The following is a 14,123-nucleotide window of genomic DNA, read 5'->3' on the forward strand; positions in this document are numbered from 1 at the left end:
CACTAGCCTGAGTACATGAAACGCATGCGCATAAATCATGATTAGAAGCGCCACATCTGAAGATACCCCAGAGATTCTCGAAACCTGGCTTCAAGCATCCCTGCTCGCTCACCCGTTTATATCCAGTTGCTTCTGGAGGAGTCGGCTGAACGATATGGAACAGATTTACCTGCCGCAGGCCGAAACCTATGTTTGTGAACAGCACGACAAAGTCGTGGGCTTTATTTCCCTGGTGGAGAACCATCTTGCCGCCTTGTTTGTACTCCCTATGCTGCAAGGACGTGGTCATGGAAAACAGCTTTTACAGCACGCACAGTCAATCAGGAACGAGTTATCGCTTTGCGTTTACTCCCGAAATACCCGTGCGCTCACCTTCTATAGGCGATCGGGTTTCCGTGAACAACATGAAAGACGTGATTGCCATACGGGAGAATTTGAGCGGCTCATGATTTGGATCCGGGAACCAGAGCACATACTTCCTGAGTAACCTGTGAGCGCAGAAGGCAATTCGGCTGCGCCAAGCGCGGGGCGAGGTCAGAATGGCAGGTTATGGGCGTTGTGCGACATCGCTCAGCGTCTTCTTCTGGCCGGACGCTGCGCAAATGCGCAGCGCAATGGCGGGTTGCTTTATGCCAGGGTCCGGACGTCCCGGACAGGATTGCCAACTGGTGAGATCGACCAGCCCCTTAGCCGTCTCTCAGGCTGAAGGCAGTGACGCCTGCCAATACCCGGCGCATTTAGACTGCTCGTTCCTGCCGATGCAACAATCTCCCGAGGTCTTTTACGTTACCTGCGACCGCGCAGGCAGCGGCAGGCCCTCGGCACGTGCCAGACGCTCCATTGCGATTTCCAGGATGGCGCGTGCGCGCCCTGCGGCGTGGTGCAACTCCTGGTGCAACTGCGCATCGTCCTCGTTGCGGGATGCACACTGTGCACTGTAGCGCTCGAAGCTTCCGACCATTAACAGCAGGTCGGCCAGATGGCGTGGGCATTCGCAGACGAGCCGATTCCCAGCGGCCGTAATTGTGAAGAGGAGCTCCTCGTCGAAGCGCACCTCGGGCACCTCCGACCGCTCCTGCGGCGGAAGTCTCTCGCCTGCAATCGCTAAACGACATAGCAGCACCAGCTCCCCCAGTTCCGCCGGAATACGCGCGACCAGGCAGTTTTGTGCCCGCAATGCGCGGATTGTCGCACTGGCACAGAATCGGTAAAGGACAACAACGGCTGCGGCGCCGCACGCCTCGCGCGCCGACACGATCAACGGCAGCGCGCTTTCAACGAGTTCGGACAACTCCACTAGCAGCAGCTCCACGCCTGCATCCTTCGGTAACGATGTGGCATGCTCAAGCCGGGAGCAACTACATTGAACCGCAAGCTCTGCGCCCTCTCGCCCCGCAGCCGCAATTCGTCTGGCCAAGCCGTCACCGATGACTGCGACCCTCAGCGGCCCCGCTGCTTGCACGTCGCTAGCGCGTGGCCCGGCGAGCTCCTGCAGTTGTTCGATAGGGAGCCTTGCCAGCACGCCGATCGCATGCCCTTGGTCCACCAGTTGCTTTAGCAGCCCGAGCCGCCGTACCTGCTCTGCTGAATACAAGCGCTGACCGCTCGTCGAGCGTTCAGCATCGGACAGGCCATAGCGGCGTTCCCACACTCTCAGGGTTTCGGCGGACAGGCCGGCCAGCCGCGCCGCCACTCCGCTGCGGTAGGCGAGCCGCGCGTCGTCAGCCACGGAATCGGCTGGCCTGTCAGATAATTTCTTCATAGCATGAACCGTTTTTGAACCGTTTAAATACGGATTATAACGGGTCAATTGGTGGACATGGTAGCGTTTAAAGCATAAATTTTGGACATGCCCGGTTCATGCATTCGGGCTCTTTAAGTAGCTCTTCCGGTCCTCCGCATTGCGCGGTGGTTCATTTCACGCATTACAGGAGTTAGCAATGAAACAGTTTCTGATAGGAGTCTCTGTCGCCTTCACTTTTGGTACCGTTCATGCTGCCGACATTGTGGACACTGCCAAGTCAGCCGGTTCATTCAATACCCTTATTGCCGCGGTTCAGGCGGCGGGATTGGCGGACACCCTCAAAGGACCTGGTCCATTTACCGTCTTCGCCCCGACCGACGAGGCATTTTCCAATATTCCGAAAGAGAAACTGGACGCGCTGCTCAAAGACAAGGCCGCACTGACAAAAGTGCTGACCTATCACGTCGTACCTGGCAAAGTCATGGCCGCGGACGTGAAGGCAGGCAACGTCAAGACAGTGGAAGGTAGTGCGCTTTCAGTAAGCATGAAAGGCGGGAAAGTCGGCGTGAACAACGCCAACGTCGTAAAGACCGATGTCGTTGCGGATAATGGCGTCATCCACGTTATCGATAAGGTTGTAATGCCCAAATAAGCTGGGGCGCGGGTCCGTTTCGAGAGACGGACCCGTTTCACCCTCGCTGGCACATATGGTTACGGTCTTGGTATGACCCTCCAACGTCCGCAATTGGCCGATCTCGGCGTCGATGCTCCTCCCGCGGACCGGCTGCTTTATGCCCGGTTTCAGACCATCGATGTTCGACAGCGAACTGGAGCACCCGCCCCCAAAGCGGACGTTCGTGCACCAGCCCGCAGCATGCGGGTTCATTTTCGACTACGTGCATTTGGAGGCCGGGTATTTCCTTCGAATACCCCCGTTAGGAACGAAACGGCGTCTTCAGCCAAGGCATCGACGGCCGTTTTCCCGAGGATTTCCAGTCCCGATAGAAATCGAGCTTTGCGAGCAACAATTCCCTGCTTCGGGCGAGTTCTTCCATCTGTCGATCGATCACCCGCAAATGCTCTTCCAGTAGCTCGACGCGCTTATCGATAGTGTCCTTGCCCCGGCTGACCAGCGCCGCATATTCCTGCATCTGAGCCAAACTCATGCCGGTGCACTTCAACCTTTCAAGTAGTAGCAGCCACTCCACATGTTGCGTATCGTATCGCCGGCGTCCTCCAGCGTCGCGTCCCACGAAGGGGATCAGGCCGATCGATTCGTAATAGCGCAATGCATGGATGCTTTTGCCAGTGCGCTGCGCAAGTTCGCCTATGCGCAAATGTTCCGTCATGTTTATTCCTCGGAGGCCGGTATTTCAAGCCCATCATTTTCTTACCTTCGCTTCTTGTCGGTCCGAAAATCAATGGCCGGACCGTCCAGTGCTGCGGTTACCAGTTCCGTGTCTAAATACTCGGTGAGGTGTGTCAGCTTTCCGGCGGCGAGGCGGCAGACATAACAATAGGTGTTGTTGTAAGGAACCCCCTTCTTCGTCATGACTTGCCCTCGACACTCGACAACCACGTGGTCTCCGTCGGCAATAAAGTTATGGCCGGTATTCCTGTATTGATTGGCGAACTTGGAAAACAGGGGAGCAAAAAGTTCATCAAGCACTGCTTGCTTGCCCCGATAAGTCCGGGACCATTTTGTCGTGCCGGTTATGGTCCAGCAAAAATCGTCCGCTAAGCTATCGACAAACGGCTTGCCATTGCCTTTCGCAAGTTCAACGAACAGGTTTTGCATAATTTGCTTGTTGTGCGCGGCACTCATGAAATGCACCTCTTGAAGTTGGTTGGATTACGGTGCATTAAACTTGCTCGAGTGGGCTCTAGGTCAAGGGAATCTTGCGAATGATGAGCAAGTGCCGTTCGATAATATCCTCAGCATACGTAACAGTATGAACTTCCGCTTCTGGCCGAGCCCGGCCAGATTGCTGTTTGCCGTGACCAGCTGCTTTACTCCTTTAGGTTCTGCCAATGTCCGCCTACTTCTGGGCCAGGCGTGCGCCACGATAGCTTTCTGCCGCCTAACTTGTCACAGGCCGCAAAACACCTGATTAACATCGACACGTGTCGTTTAATAAAGGAAACCGGCTCGCCAGTCACTCGCATGACCGCTGGCTTACCCCCGATTGCCTGTACCGAACACACAGAATCAACAGAACAGACAAACCACGCAATGAAAAAGCGCAAATAAAAGTATTGAGTTTATAACGCGGCTGACTTGCGGAACTGCCTGCTTAGGCGAAAAGGTTTGAACGGCAGCCAATGGCCGATCCCGTCAATGTGCGGCACCAAGACGTCCGGCCGCTGCGCCGGCCTTGTGACGTTCTCTCGATGTAATGGTTACGCATCTGCGGCGCTCCCATGCCACCTGCGTCTAGGCGGAAAGTACCACCACGCCGCCACGACTGCCAGCGTGAAGGCTGTGTATGCAGTGGTGAAAACCCATGGCTGCAGCTCCCAGAACAGAAGAGCCCGGAGCCAATGCTCAATGAAGCTACCGTCATAGGTGACAGCGTTTGCCTTCAACCGGAGCCACATTTCAAGCGTGGTGAGTGGACAAACGAAACCAAGCCATGCTTCTGCGGCTACCACGGTAATGGTGGCTAGATGAGCCAGCCTGAACCACAGCAGGTTCACCCACTGCCACTGGAGCAGATTGCCAGCGACCACGACGACCAGGCCGCCTACCACGAACAGCACCAGGGCGACGTGCAATGCAAGCAATGCGTCTGCCAAGAGCTGGAAAGGCAGCAAACTGGTCATATGAGATACCTGGCGCCGCGTTTAGGCGCGCCGAACATCGGCCCTTGTCGTTTAACATCCCAGATCCATGAGCCGGAAAACGGCTTGTAGCCCGGGCTACAGCCACCGATGCTGCGCACATGTACAGTATTAATACAAGCGCCAAACGGCGCAAGCCGGTTTTGGCCCCTACCCGGCTGCTCGACCAAGTCCGCGAACGTTTGCGCTACATGCATTACAGCTTGCGCACCGAAAAGAATTACCTGTACCGGATCCGGTAGTACACCCAGGCATGGCCTGCGAACCTGCCGGAAGAACGAAGGTCCGGTATTGAGATTGGAGGAACTGACAGCAACGACGGCTGTTTGTCGTTCACTTCATGGCTGAAGAGTAACGGATGCATTGCCGGACTTATTACCTTGATCACTGTTGTCATCGCTACACTACAGCCAGCCTTGATTGATTTGGGTCAGCTCTTCTAGATTGCACCCCTAGCTCCACTAGCGTAAAGCAATGCGCGAGCATGCTGCCCGTCGTGCAGGATCAGATGCATGAGACCTACGTCACTGAGTGATCCATGTGAAATGCACGCCCCGTCACGGCGCAGCAGAGAATTTCACGAGCCGGGCAGCATTCTGTATGGCGGAGGCTCCGCGCTCCCGCATCCAGTGATGGGCCGGGTCGTCGTGACAGCGTTGGTGCCAGAGTAGCCGCAGCGTGAACCCCTCCAGTTCCACCGGCGGGTCCCGCACCTCCAACGCCTCGTGGCGGGCCATGTAAGCGGCGATACGCTGCGGCAAGGTCATGACGAGGTCGGTCGCAGCGATAATGGCCGTCGACGCCATGAAGTGCGGCAGTCGCAAGGCAATGTTGCGCGGTGGCTGACCAAGCCGCTCTAGCGCCGCGTCTACCGCGCTGCGATCGCGTCCCGGAGAACTGATCAGCACGTGGCGCTGCGCAAGGAAGAGATCGAGATCCAATGGCCGTCCCGCCAACGGATGTCCCTGTCGCATTATGCAGGCGAACCGGTCTTCGAGCACCGCGCGCTGATAAATTCCGGCGGGCGCGTCGGTCACCACACCCAGAACCACATCGGCCTCGCCAGCCTGAAGTCGTTCCGGCCAGTCGTCGCCGGCGTCTTCCACCTCCATCCGCATTTCCGGCGCCTCGGCCAGAAGCGCTTCCAGCATCGACGGGAGTGAGGTCAGACTGGCGTAGTCGACCGTCAGCAGCTTGAAGCGCCCGGAAAAGATAGCCGGCTCGAAGGGCTCATCCGTCAACATGTTGCGGACATCATCGAGCACGCGGCTGACCTGCTGTGCCAAAACCCGGCCTCTGGCCGTCACTACCATCTCGGAACCTGCGCGCACCAGCAACGGGTCGTGAAAGGTCTTGCGCAAGCGACCCAGTGCACGGCTCATCGCCGGTTGACTCATGGCAATCCGCTCGGCAGCCCGGGTAACGTGGCGCTCCGTCATGAGGGCATCCAGCGCCACCAGCAAGTTCAGGTCTAGCGAACGAAGATTCGTTTCATGCATGACGGGTATCTCAAGGATGCATTGGAAGCATTTTAACCCGACACCTAGTATGAAACTTCATTCATCACCGAAACCAGGAGGAACGCTATGTATGCCGTCATTGGAGCTTCTGGCAACACCGGCTCAGCCGTGGCCCAGACCCTGCTCAAACTGGGCAAGCCCGTCCGCGCCGTAGTCCGCCGCCCACAGGCGGGCGCCGGTTTCCGTAACCAGGGTGCCGATGTCGCGGTGGCCGACTTGGCGGATCCGAACGCCCTCGCTACCGCCCTCACCGGCGTCGACGGCGCATACGTCATGACGCCGCCGCTCCTGGAAGCTCAGGACCCGAATGGCACCAAACGTGCGTTCATCGGCGCAATTCGGTCCGCCGCCGAACAAGCCGGCGCCCCGCCGCTTGTTGTGCTCTCTTCCATGGGCGCCCATCACCCGTCAGGCACCGGGCCGGTGGTGAGCCTGCACGAGCTGGAGCAGGCGCTGCACGACTATCCTGGCAGTGTGAGCTTCCTGCGGGCGCCCTACTTTCTGGACAACTGGATCGATGCTCTCGAACCAGCGACCGAAAAGGGAGTTTTCCCCTCGCTCATGGCACCCGGTATCCGCATCGACATGGCGTCCACCGCGGAGATCGGCCGTACGGCAGTGCAGCTGCTGCTCGATACTCACGTCCACCACCGCGTCGTGGAACTGCGAAGCGCCAACCGGTACAGCGCACAGGACGTGGCACTCGACCTCGCCCGGCTACTAGGCAAACACCTTGAAGTGGTGTACCCGCCGCGCAGCGAGTGGAACGACATCCTCACGGGCGCCGGGCTCTCGCAGCTGGGTGCAGCACAGATGGCCGAGCTTATCGACAACATCAACGCAGGCCGTATTGGCTTCTCCGGCGAGGGTGAATATCGTACGGCCAGCGAAGGGCCAGCTGCCATGTTCGGAAGGCTGCTGGAGGCGAAAGCCACGTGACGCAAGCCTGGCTATCCTCTTTTACCATCAGCGACAACGCCAATCAGTAGTCGGTGGTAATGGTCAAATGATGCGGTATCGCTCCACAGGCCAACCGGTTTTGCCACAGCACGTTCACCATCGCGTGCTCCGACACTCCCAGATGCTGCGCCATCGCTTGCGTCCCCAGCACTGTCGCAGCACGTATCGCACGCTCCTCGGCGCTGTGACGAACGATGAGCGTGTACCGGTCGATCTTTGCCGCCAGCTCCGGCGAGTAGCGTAGTACCTTGATGGAGCGCATGACACGCGGCATCTGGTAGTTGGCGGCGACGATGACATCGCAGTCGACATCAACGCCTTGATCGATGAGATACCCGGCAAACCACATGACCGCGAGTTGTGCGCGCATGAGGTAGGCGTCCTGGCCATACGCAACCGGGAAGCGCTTTGCCAGCCGCTGCGCATCGCTACAGGTCAGACGGCCGGTGTTGCCTGCAGCGACAAGATCGGCAGCGGCCTGTTCCAGTTGATCTTCGAACAGGACTTCACGCAGGAAATGTGCGCGGCGCCGCGGCATGGAAATGTCGCCGAACGCATCGACGACCGCCTGTTCCGCTCCCGACGCCAGCTGCTCACGCAGCCGGGCCGGTGTCGATGCCTCGCTCCAGGCATGATCAAGCGCGGCTATCAGACCGTCCGCACCACCGGCTCCGCGCCACTCGTAACGTGCCATCCCTTCCGGCGTCGGCGTCCAGAACATGAAGTTAAGGCTGTTCAACACGATGCTGTAGGCCGCTGCACCTTCGCGCGTTTGCCCGGCGGGCTTTCCCGATAGCCCGGTTGTCGCGTGGCTGAACCGGTCGGCGCGCACCGGCAAGCGAGAGATGGCTTCCGGATCGATAGCGACGAGTTCGGGTTGGTAGTCGAGGCGGGCCTGCGCGAGAAGGCGCTCTTTTGCAGACTGTGTTTTCACTGCATTTTCCTCGGACTTACCCCGTAGGTGCGCATTGCGCTCTCAATTTGGGATGCCTCGGTAGTTCCTGGAACGAGCCTGTAGCTCGGCGCGACGATCGGTTCCACCTTCGACACCTGTACCGCAATGATGCTTAGAATACGAAAGGCGCCCTTGGTGATGTCGAATAAAGGCGCTTCGAACGTGGGAAAACGGGGGTCCCCGCGCTCGACAACTTCCGCAACTCCAAGCAGCTTATATCCCTTCTGGGAAAATACATCGATGAAGCTGACGCATACCTTGGGATTGGCTCTTATGTTGCTGATGCTGACCGGCGACGCAATATTTGCGATGACGAGCGTTTGCTGGTCGAACGCTGCAAAGATTTCTTTTGGCGACACGTTGGGGCAGGCTTCCGGATCAACGGTAGCAAGCCAACACAAGACACTGCGGTCGATATATTCGAGTACGTCGTCGGTCAACATAATGGACATGAGAAAGTTACGCGGGCGCTTGCCCGGCACGGATCAATAACGGGCGAACAGACTAATGCTGCCAGTTAACAGTTTTCAAATCAACACTAGCCGTGCCAGCGGGCTGACCGATTATGGCCGCCTGCCGCCCTCCACGCTGCGCCATCGGTTTGCCTGGAGTTCATGACCGGCCGCTCGGGAGCTGCCAAAAACCGGCATCAGCCGAGCATTTCTATTGCTAACGCCCGCCGCAAGCAACTCGGGGGGCAGTATTGGTGAAGCGTGGCCCGAGCTGGCCAAGGCGCCTTTCTATGTTCCCACACCGGTTCAAAAATGGCCTGTCGTACGGCCGAGACTGTACTGGCGCCGATCTGTTTTATAATTAAATCTCCTTTCTCCGAGGAGCCATTCCGATGCGCCTGTAACGTGGCACGCGCCTGCGTGCACCTAGTCCTAGCCCAGCCTGCGCGGCTGGCGGATAAACACGTTATCGATTTCGTTCATGTCGGATACTACTCTCGTGACCCTGAACCGGGTTGCATACTTCTTGCCGGATGGCCGGCCCCTATTCACAGACCTCAGTGTGGCGCTTCCCGCCGAAACGATCGGCCTGATCGGCCGCAATGGCAGCGGCAAGACAATGCTGGGCCGTCTGATCGCCGGCGACCTGCAGCCAGCCTTCGGCCATGTGCAGCGGCACGTGCGTGTAAAGCGCGTGCAGCAGGATGCCGGGCAGTACGGCGCAAGCTCGCTGGCCGATATCGCCGGCGTAACGCCTGCGCTGGCCGCACTGCGCAGGCTGCAGGCCGGCGAGGGCAGCACGGAGGACCTCGAACGGATTGCCGAACGCTGGGACCTGGAGGCTCGCTGGCAGGAGTTGTTGTTGCAGGCTGGTCTCGATGAGACGCGCGACACACCCGATACGCTCAGTGGCGGCCAGCGCATGTTGCTGGCGCTGATCGGAGCGTTCTGCAGTGATGCGCGTTTCCTCGTGCTCGACGAGCCGAGCAATTATCTCGACCGACGCCACCGCGCCCTACTCGCCACGCTGCTGGCACGATGGCGCGAGGCTGGCCATGGCGCACTCGTCATCAGCCATGACCGTGCGCTGCTGGCGCAGACGGACCGTACACTGGAGCTGTCCGCGCACGGCCTGCGGCGGTATGGCGGCGGCTGGGACCTGGTGCAGCAGCAGCGCGAGGCGGAACTGGCCGCCATCGCGGCAAGGCACGAGCAGGCACGGGCAGCACGCCACCGCGGCAGGATACGCATTCAGCAGGAGGCCGAGCGGGCTCTGCGGCGCAACAGTCGCGGGGAACGGGAGCGCAGTACCGGCAGTCAGTCCAAGCTCCTGCTCAACGCCATGCGTGATCGCGCGGAAGGCTCGTCGGGCCGGCGCACCGAACGCCATCGCGAACAGCGTGAGACGCTCGACCGTGAGGTCATGGACAGCTGGAGCAAACTGGAGCAGGCCGTGGAGCGACCGGCGTTTCCGCGCACGGACGCCAAAGTGCCCGCTGGCCGTAACAGTCTCGTGTTCGATGCACTGGTTGCGCCATGGAGTTGGCGGGCGCCGTTCAGCTGGGCGGCCAGGGGCGCGGTGCGCGTTGCCATCGGAGGACCTAATGGCTGCGGCAAGACAACGCTGCTGCGCATCATGGCGGGCCAGCTTGCCGCGAGCTCAGGCAGTTTCCAGACACCACATCGACCCATGCTGGTCGACCAGACGCTCGCACTGATTGATCCGTTGCGCAGCCTGCTCGAGCAGGTTCTGGCGCAGGCCCGGGTGAGCGAGTGCGAGGCGCGCCATTGGCTCGGCCTGGCGGGCATCGGCGCTGACGGGGCACGCCGGCCGGCCGGGACGCTGAGCGGCGGCCAGCAGATGCGCGGCGCGCTGCTGTGTGCCGCGCTGCAGGTTTCTGGCACGGGCCTGCTGTTACTGGATGAGCCGACCAATCACCTCGATCTGGCAGCGACCGAGGCGTTAGAGGCAATGCTGGACAGCTGGCAGGGATTACTGGTGGTGGTGTCGCACGACGAGGCCTTCCTGCGGCGCCTGCGGTTGACGCACCGGATCGAGCGCGACGGCGATGGGTGGCGCGTGCAGGAGGTTTGAAGGCCAGGTGGCCGGGGCGTACATGCCTGATTAGCCGCGCGGTAAATATGACCAAAGAGCGACCATAAGAACGCTATGTCTCCTTTATGAGATTGTGACGGGCGACTGCCGGTCATCCCTGTTCCCTTGGTGGACATGTCGGAAGTGAAAAAGCAAATGCGCAGCTAACATGCATGCGCTTCAGTTGAATGGACCATTTTCTGGAAAGGTGGTCATATTTCAAAATTGACCGTATTGCAGAGGCAACTCCCTTCTATCACGGACATCGTCATACTGGTGAGCGGCCGATAACGTGTTGCTGCGGGCCGACAACCACCAGCCGAACCGCGCCGGCCATCCATTGAACCCGCTTGCACCCCGGCCCAACGCAGATCTTGCGGCATGAGCCCAGTTCGGATCGACCAGCATTTCCCTGCCCACAGCAATAACATCTGCCTGTCCGTTGGCGAGAATTGATTCCGCCTGGTCCGCGCTGACAATGAGCCCGACCGCCATCGTCGCAACCTCGCCGCGCTGACGGACCGCGGCGGCATACGGAGCGAGATAGCAGTAGTCCGGCCGGGGTGCATTTTCCGATGCGGCTCCGACCATGCCACCATAAGAACAGTCGATCACGTCGACGCCAATTCCCTTGAGTTTTCCCGCCAGTTCAATGGTGTCTTCCAAAGTCCGCCCGCCTGCCACGCCGTCCAGCACGGAGAGTCGGACGAAAAGCGGCCGATCGGCCGGCCAGACGTCCCGCACTGCCGCGACCACTTCGCATGGAAAACGCATCCGCCGCCGGGCGTCGCCGCCATAGGCGTCGTCCCTCAGGTTGGCCAGTGGCGACAAGAATGTGTGCAACAAAAAACCGTGCGCCGCGTGGAGCTCGAGAACATCGAAGCCCGCGATGGCCGCGCGCTTTGCGGCCGCCTGAAAACTTGCCTTGATCGAAACGATTTCTGCAATGCTTAATTCGCTTGGTGTCGGCCAGCCATTTGCATGTGGAACGGGGCTCGGTGCCCGCACCTGCCAGGGCGCTTCGCCGTTCTCCGCGGGGGCCGACGCCAGCGGGCTGCCGCCTTCCCACGGGCGTTGGACGGAGGCACGTCGCCCGGCATGCCCGATCTGAATTCCTGCCGCAGCGCCCTGCGCTTTCAACGCAGCGGCCACGCGCGCCAGGGGAGCAACATGGTCTTCGCTCCAGATACCTAGATCGCCATGGGTAATACGCCCATCCATCGTCACTGCCGTTGCCTCTACGAAAACCAGCCCGGCCCCCCCAAGGCGAAGCGTCCAAGTTGCATAAGATGAAAATCGCTCGCAAACCCGTTTTGTGCGGCGTACATGCACATCGGGCTGACTGCAATGCGGTTTCGCAGTACAACGGAACGGAGCTGCAGCGGTTGAAAGAGTTTTGACATACGGGCGAATCTTCGAGCGGATGATCGGAGCAGACGCCGCGACAAGGCGCGGTGGTACAGGTGTTGCTGCCCTACTCTACAAACTGCACGCGCGGCGGTCCAATCAATTGTTTTTCATGTACATCAAAATTGTTGAGGCCACGTCGATGTTGGGCCACCCGCATGCCGGGCGACTGTCGCAGTCGCGAGCTTAAGATATTCGGCAGCCCGCATCGTCGTTTCCGCCATCCATGGAGCATTCGGCCTCGACGAAAGGCCCGCCTCCGCTTCGAATGCGATCAGAAAATACGAAGGCGACTTGAAAAAGGTGATTGGACGGGCCGGCCGCCGGCCCCGTACAGTCAAGGCTCACAAGTTCAAACCGAGGAATCCATGGCACACACAGTCAATATCGTTAACGCTTTCGTGGACGGCGAAAAAGGTGGCAATCCAGCCGGCGTTGTCTTGCGGGCAGACGGCTTGACCGCGGCCGACAAGCTGCGGATTGCCCAGTTGGTCGGGTTGTCGGAAACTGCATTCGTGTCGGCGTCCCGGGTGGCCGACGTCAAGCTCGATTTCTTTACCCCGACCCGCCAGATCGCGCATTGCGGTCACGCCACGATCGCCACCTTCGGCCTGCTTGCGCAGCGCGGCATCATCTCCCGCGCGAATGCATCGAAAGAAACGATTGATGGTACCCGCCAGATCATGCTGCGTGGCCAGTCTGCGTACATGGAACAACTGGCACCAACCTACTTTGACGAAGATGCTTTCTCCGCTGGCATTACCACGGATCGCATCCTGGCCAGCCTGGACATCAAGCGCGATGCCATTGTCGCGGCGCCGTGCGTGGTCGCCACCGGCAACCGGTTCCTGCTGGTTCACGTACGGTCGGGTGCGGTTCTGGCGGGGTTGAAGCCGGACATGAAGGAGGTGGGGCTGATTGGCGAAGCGTTGGGTGTGGTGGGCTATTACGTCTTTACCACCGAAGTCGAGGGGTTTGCCGCGACTACCCGTATGTTCGCGCCGCACTACGGCATTGATGAAGAGGCAGCCACCGGCATGGCGGCCGGCCCGCTGGCGTGCTACCTGCATGACCGGCTCGGGATGAGGATACCGGCGTTCCTGATACAGCAGGGAGCTTTCATGCGCGAGCCGTCGCCGTCGAGGATCACCGTCGAACTTAACATCCGGGAGGGGAAAATCGCGAATCTTTTCGCGGGGGGAAATGCCAAGGTCGTCAGCTCGATCAACATTGTCTTGTAAGACACTTCAGCGCGTCGGCTCAATCTGCCAGGCGCGCTGGACGGCTTGCTGTGCAACGCGCAGCAAGCCCGGTTTTGGAGCCGTCTGGGACATCACAAAATGTACGCCGGCGTCCACGACGACGCCGTCCAACACGCGTACGTCATCCTTTGGATAGCTCTCCAGCATATCGCGTCGAACCAAGGACAGACCGGCTTCCTGGCCGACCAAATCGAGCAAAAGCGCTTCTTGATCGGTCCGAATAGCAGGCGTAAAGTTGCGGCCATGTGCGGCGAACAGCGCGTTCGTGAGCTGGTAGAAGGAGCAGCCGTCAGAGGTGCCAATCCAAGGCAGATCCAATGCACTGGCCAGCCCCCCTACTTCAACCTGGTCGTGCCATGCCGCAGGATAGCCGACCACAAACTCGGCGTTAGTGAGAAGCAAACTGGTTACCGCCTGCCCTTTCAGGTTTCCTTCGACGAAGCCGGCGTCAAATACCCCGTCCGCAATATTTTTCAGGACGCTACCCGATGTCGTCTGCACCAAAGAAATCGTCACCTGCGGTGCCGCTTCGCGCATATGACGCAGGAAGGCCGGCAGGCGCAGGAAGGCCGGATCGTTTACGGTGCCTATCACCAGTTCCCCCGCCGCGTCCCCAATGAGGCTATTGACCTCATCCTTGATCGCCTCGACAGCGTGCAGAATATGTTTTGCGTGCCTGAACACGGCTTCGCCGGTGGCGGTGAGCGTCATTCCCTTTGCGTGTCTTTCGAATAGTCGCGCGCGCAGTTCTTCCTCCAGCAGCTTGATATGCGCGCTGATTGCCGGCTGACTCAGGTGCAGCAACTCTGCTGCGCGGGCGACGGTGCCGCAACGGGCAATCGTGACCAATGACCTTAACTGATTAATGTCCATAGGGAATATGGCGA

At 59.6% G+C, this 14,123-nt stretch carries 15 protein-coding genes; 5 read left to right on the top strand and 10 right to left on the bottom strand.

The genetic code is table 11. The annotated features are described in order from the left end of the window. A partial coding sequence (locus VEC01_RS14550; protein ID WP_324901620.1) for a hypothetical protein occupies positions 1-289 on the bottom strand: 289 nt, incomplete at its 3' end. Between VEC01_RS14550 and VEC01_RS20640 the strand changes: the two genes are divergently transcribed. After that, positions 215-487 carry a GNAT family N-acetyltransferase gene (locus VEC01_RS20640; RefSeq protein WP_414691454.1) on the top strand — a complete coding sequence of 91 codons (273 nt, stop codon included), beginning with the start codon at positions 215-217 and terminating at the stop codon, positions 485-487. The two genes, VEC01_RS14550 and VEC01_RS20640, sit on opposite strands and share 75 nt — an antisense overlap. A gap of 294 nt (positions 488-781) precedes the next feature. On the opposite strand, the gene VEC01_RS14555 is transcribed toward VEC01_RS20640, so the two are convergent. Further along, on the bottom strand, positions 782-1,762 hold the full coding sequence (locus VEC01_RS14555; protein ID WP_324901621.1) for a MerR family transcriptional regulator: 981 nt from the start codon (positions 1,760-1,762) through the stop codon (positions 782-784). A gap of 178 nt (positions 1,763-1,940) precedes the next feature. On the opposite strand from VEC01_RS14555, the gene VEC01_RS14560 reads away from it, so the two are divergent. Beyond that, positions 1,941-2,396: a fasciclin domain-containing protein gene (locus tag VEC01_RS14560; protein ID WP_324901622.1), complete on the top strand. Its 456-nt coding sequence runs from the start codon at positions 1,941-1,943 to the stop codon at positions 2,394-2,396. 283 nt (positions 2,397-2,679) lie between these two features. Here the strand turns inward: VEC01_RS14560 and VEC01_RS14565 are convergent, their stop codons facing one another. From VEC01_RS14565 to VEC01_RS14580, 4 genes are all read right to left on the bottom strand, one after another. Next, a complete protein-coding gene (locus tag VEC01_RS14565) occupies positions 2,680-3,093 on the bottom strand; it encodes a MerR family transcriptional regulator (protein WP_324901623.1) in 414 nt (137 codons plus the stop codon). A 41-nt stretch (positions 3,094-3,134) separates the two neighbouring features. Beyond that, entirely contained in the window at positions 3,135-3,569 is a 435-nt protein-coding gene (locus VEC01_RS14570; protein WP_324901624.1) for a nuclear transport factor 2 family protein, read from the bottom strand. 575 nt (positions 3,570-4,144) lie between these two features. Continuing rightward, positions 4,145-4,567, bottom strand: coding sequence for a DUF2784 domain-containing protein (locus VEC01_RS14575; RefSeq protein ID WP_324901625.1), 423 nt, complete (start codon positions 4,565-4,567; stop codon positions 4,145-4,147). A 575-nt stretch (positions 4,568-5,142) separates the two neighbouring features. Continuing rightward, positions 5,143-6,084 (bottom strand): LysR family transcriptional regulator, encoded by a 942-nt coding sequence (locus VEC01_RS14580; protein WP_324901626.1) that lies wholly within the window; start codon positions 6,082-6,084, stop codon positions 5,143-5,145. 87 nt (positions 6,085-6,171) lie between these two features. Here VEC01_RS14580 and VEC01_RS14585 point away from each other — a divergent pair, with 87 nt between their 5' ends. Continuing rightward, positions 6,172-7,044 (top strand): NmrA family NAD(P)-binding protein, encoded by an 873-nt coding sequence (locus VEC01_RS14585; protein WP_324901627.1) that lies wholly within the window; start codon positions 6,172-6,174, stop codon positions 7,042-7,044. A 43-nt stretch (positions 7,045-7,087) separates the two neighbouring features. Here VEC01_RS14585 and VEC01_RS14590 read toward each other — a convergent pair whose 3' ends face one another. After that, positions 7,088-7,999, bottom strand: coding sequence for a queuosine salvage family protein (locus VEC01_RS14590; RefSeq protein ID WP_324901628.1), 912 nt, complete (start codon positions 7,997-7,999; stop codon positions 7,088-7,090). After that, positions 7,996-8,463 (bottom strand): pyridoxamine 5'-phosphate oxidase family protein, encoded by a 468-nt coding sequence (locus tag VEC01_RS14595; protein WP_324901629.1) that lies wholly within the window; start codon positions 8,461-8,463, stop codon positions 7,996-7,998. The genes VEC01_RS14590 and VEC01_RS14595 overlap by 4 nt, the downstream gene beginning before the upstream one ends. A 490-nt stretch (positions 8,464-8,953) precedes the next feature. Here VEC01_RS14595 and VEC01_RS14600 point away from each other — a divergent pair, with 490 nt between their 5' ends. Beyond that, positions 8,954-10,567 carry an ATP-binding cassette domain-containing protein gene (locus VEC01_RS14600; RefSeq protein ID WP_324901630.1) on the top strand — a complete coding sequence of 538 codons (1,614 nt, stop codon included), beginning with the start codon at positions 8,954-8,956 and terminating at the stop codon, positions 10,565-10,567. Positions 10,568-10,786: 219 nt separating this feature from the next. On the opposite strand, the gene VEC01_RS14605 is transcribed toward VEC01_RS14600, so the two are convergent. Next, positions 10,787-11,788 carry an NADH:flavin oxidoreductase/NADH oxidase gene (locus tag VEC01_RS14605; RefSeq protein ID WP_324901631.1) on the bottom strand — a complete coding sequence of 334 codons (1,002 nt, stop codon included), beginning with the start codon at positions 11,786-11,788 and terminating at the stop codon, positions 10,787-10,789. A 554-nt stretch (positions 11,789-12,342) separates the two neighbouring features. On the opposite strand from VEC01_RS14605, the gene VEC01_RS14610 reads away from it, so the two are divergent. Then, positions 12,343-13,215 (top strand): PhzF family phenazine biosynthesis protein, encoded by an 873-nt coding sequence (locus VEC01_RS14610; protein ID WP_324901632.1) that lies wholly within the window; start codon positions 12,343-12,345, stop codon positions 13,213-13,215. Positions 13,216-13,221: 6 nt separating this feature from the next. On the opposite strand, the gene VEC01_RS14615 is transcribed toward VEC01_RS14610, so the two are convergent. Then, complete coding sequence (locus VEC01_RS14615; protein ID WP_324901633.1) at positions 13,222-14,109, bottom strand: LysR family transcriptional regulator; 888 nt, start codon at positions 14,107-14,109, stop codon at positions 13,222-13,224. Positions 14,110-14,123: the final 14 nt, after the last annotated feature.

The sequence above is a fragment of the Noviherbaspirillum sp. genome (assembly GCF_035627455.1).
GTDB lineage: Bacteria > Pseudomonadota > Gammaproteobacteria > Burkholderiales > Burkholderiaceae_D > Noviherbaspirillum.

Coding starts and splice junctions, on each gene's coding strand:
- VEC01_RS14610 (WP_324901632.1), top strand. CDS start 12,343: ATGGCACACACAGTCAATATCGTTAACGCTTTCGTGGACGGCGAAAAA.
- VEC01_RS14585 (WP_324901627.1), top strand. CDS start 6,172: ATGTATGCCGTCATTGGAGCTTCTGGCAACACCGGCTCAGCCGTGGCC.
- VEC01_RS14580 (WP_324901626.1), bottom strand. CDS start 6,084: ATGCATGAAACGAATCTTCGTTCGCTAGACCTGAACTTGCTGGTGGCG.
- VEC01_RS14575 (WP_324901625.1), bottom strand. CDS start 4,567: ATGACCAGTTTGCTGCCTTTCCAGCTCTTGGCAGACGCATTGCTTGCA.
- VEC01_RS14570 (WP_324901624.1), bottom strand. CDS start 3,569: ATGAGTGCCGCGCACAACAAGCAAATTATGCAAAACCTGTTCGTTGAA.
- VEC01_RS14595 (WP_324901629.1), bottom strand. CDS start 8,463: ATGTTGACCGACGACGTACTCGAATATATCGACCGCAGTGTCTTGTGT.
- VEC01_RS14555 (WP_324901621.1), bottom strand. CDS start 1,762: ATGAAGAAATTATCTGACAGGCCAGCCGATTCCGTGGCTGACGACGCG.
- VEC01_RS14560 (WP_324901622.1), top strand. CDS start 1,941: ATGAAACAGTTTCTGATAGGAGTCTCTGTCGCCTTCACTTTTGGTACC.
- VEC01_RS14605 (WP_324901631.1), bottom strand. CDS start 11,788: ATGGATGGGCGTATTACCCATGGCGATCTAGGTATCTGGAGCGAAGAC.
- VEC01_RS14615 (WP_324901633.1), bottom strand. CDS start 14,109: ATGGACATTAATCAGTTAAGGTCATTGGTCACGATTGCCCGTTGCGGC.
- VEC01_RS14565 (WP_324901623.1), bottom strand. CDS start 3,093: ATGACGGAACATTTGCGCATAGGCGAACTTGCGCAGCGCACTGGCAAA.
- VEC01_RS14600 (WP_324901630.1), top strand. CDS start 8,954: ATGTCGGATACTACTCTCGTGACCCTGAACCGGGTTGCATACTTCTTG.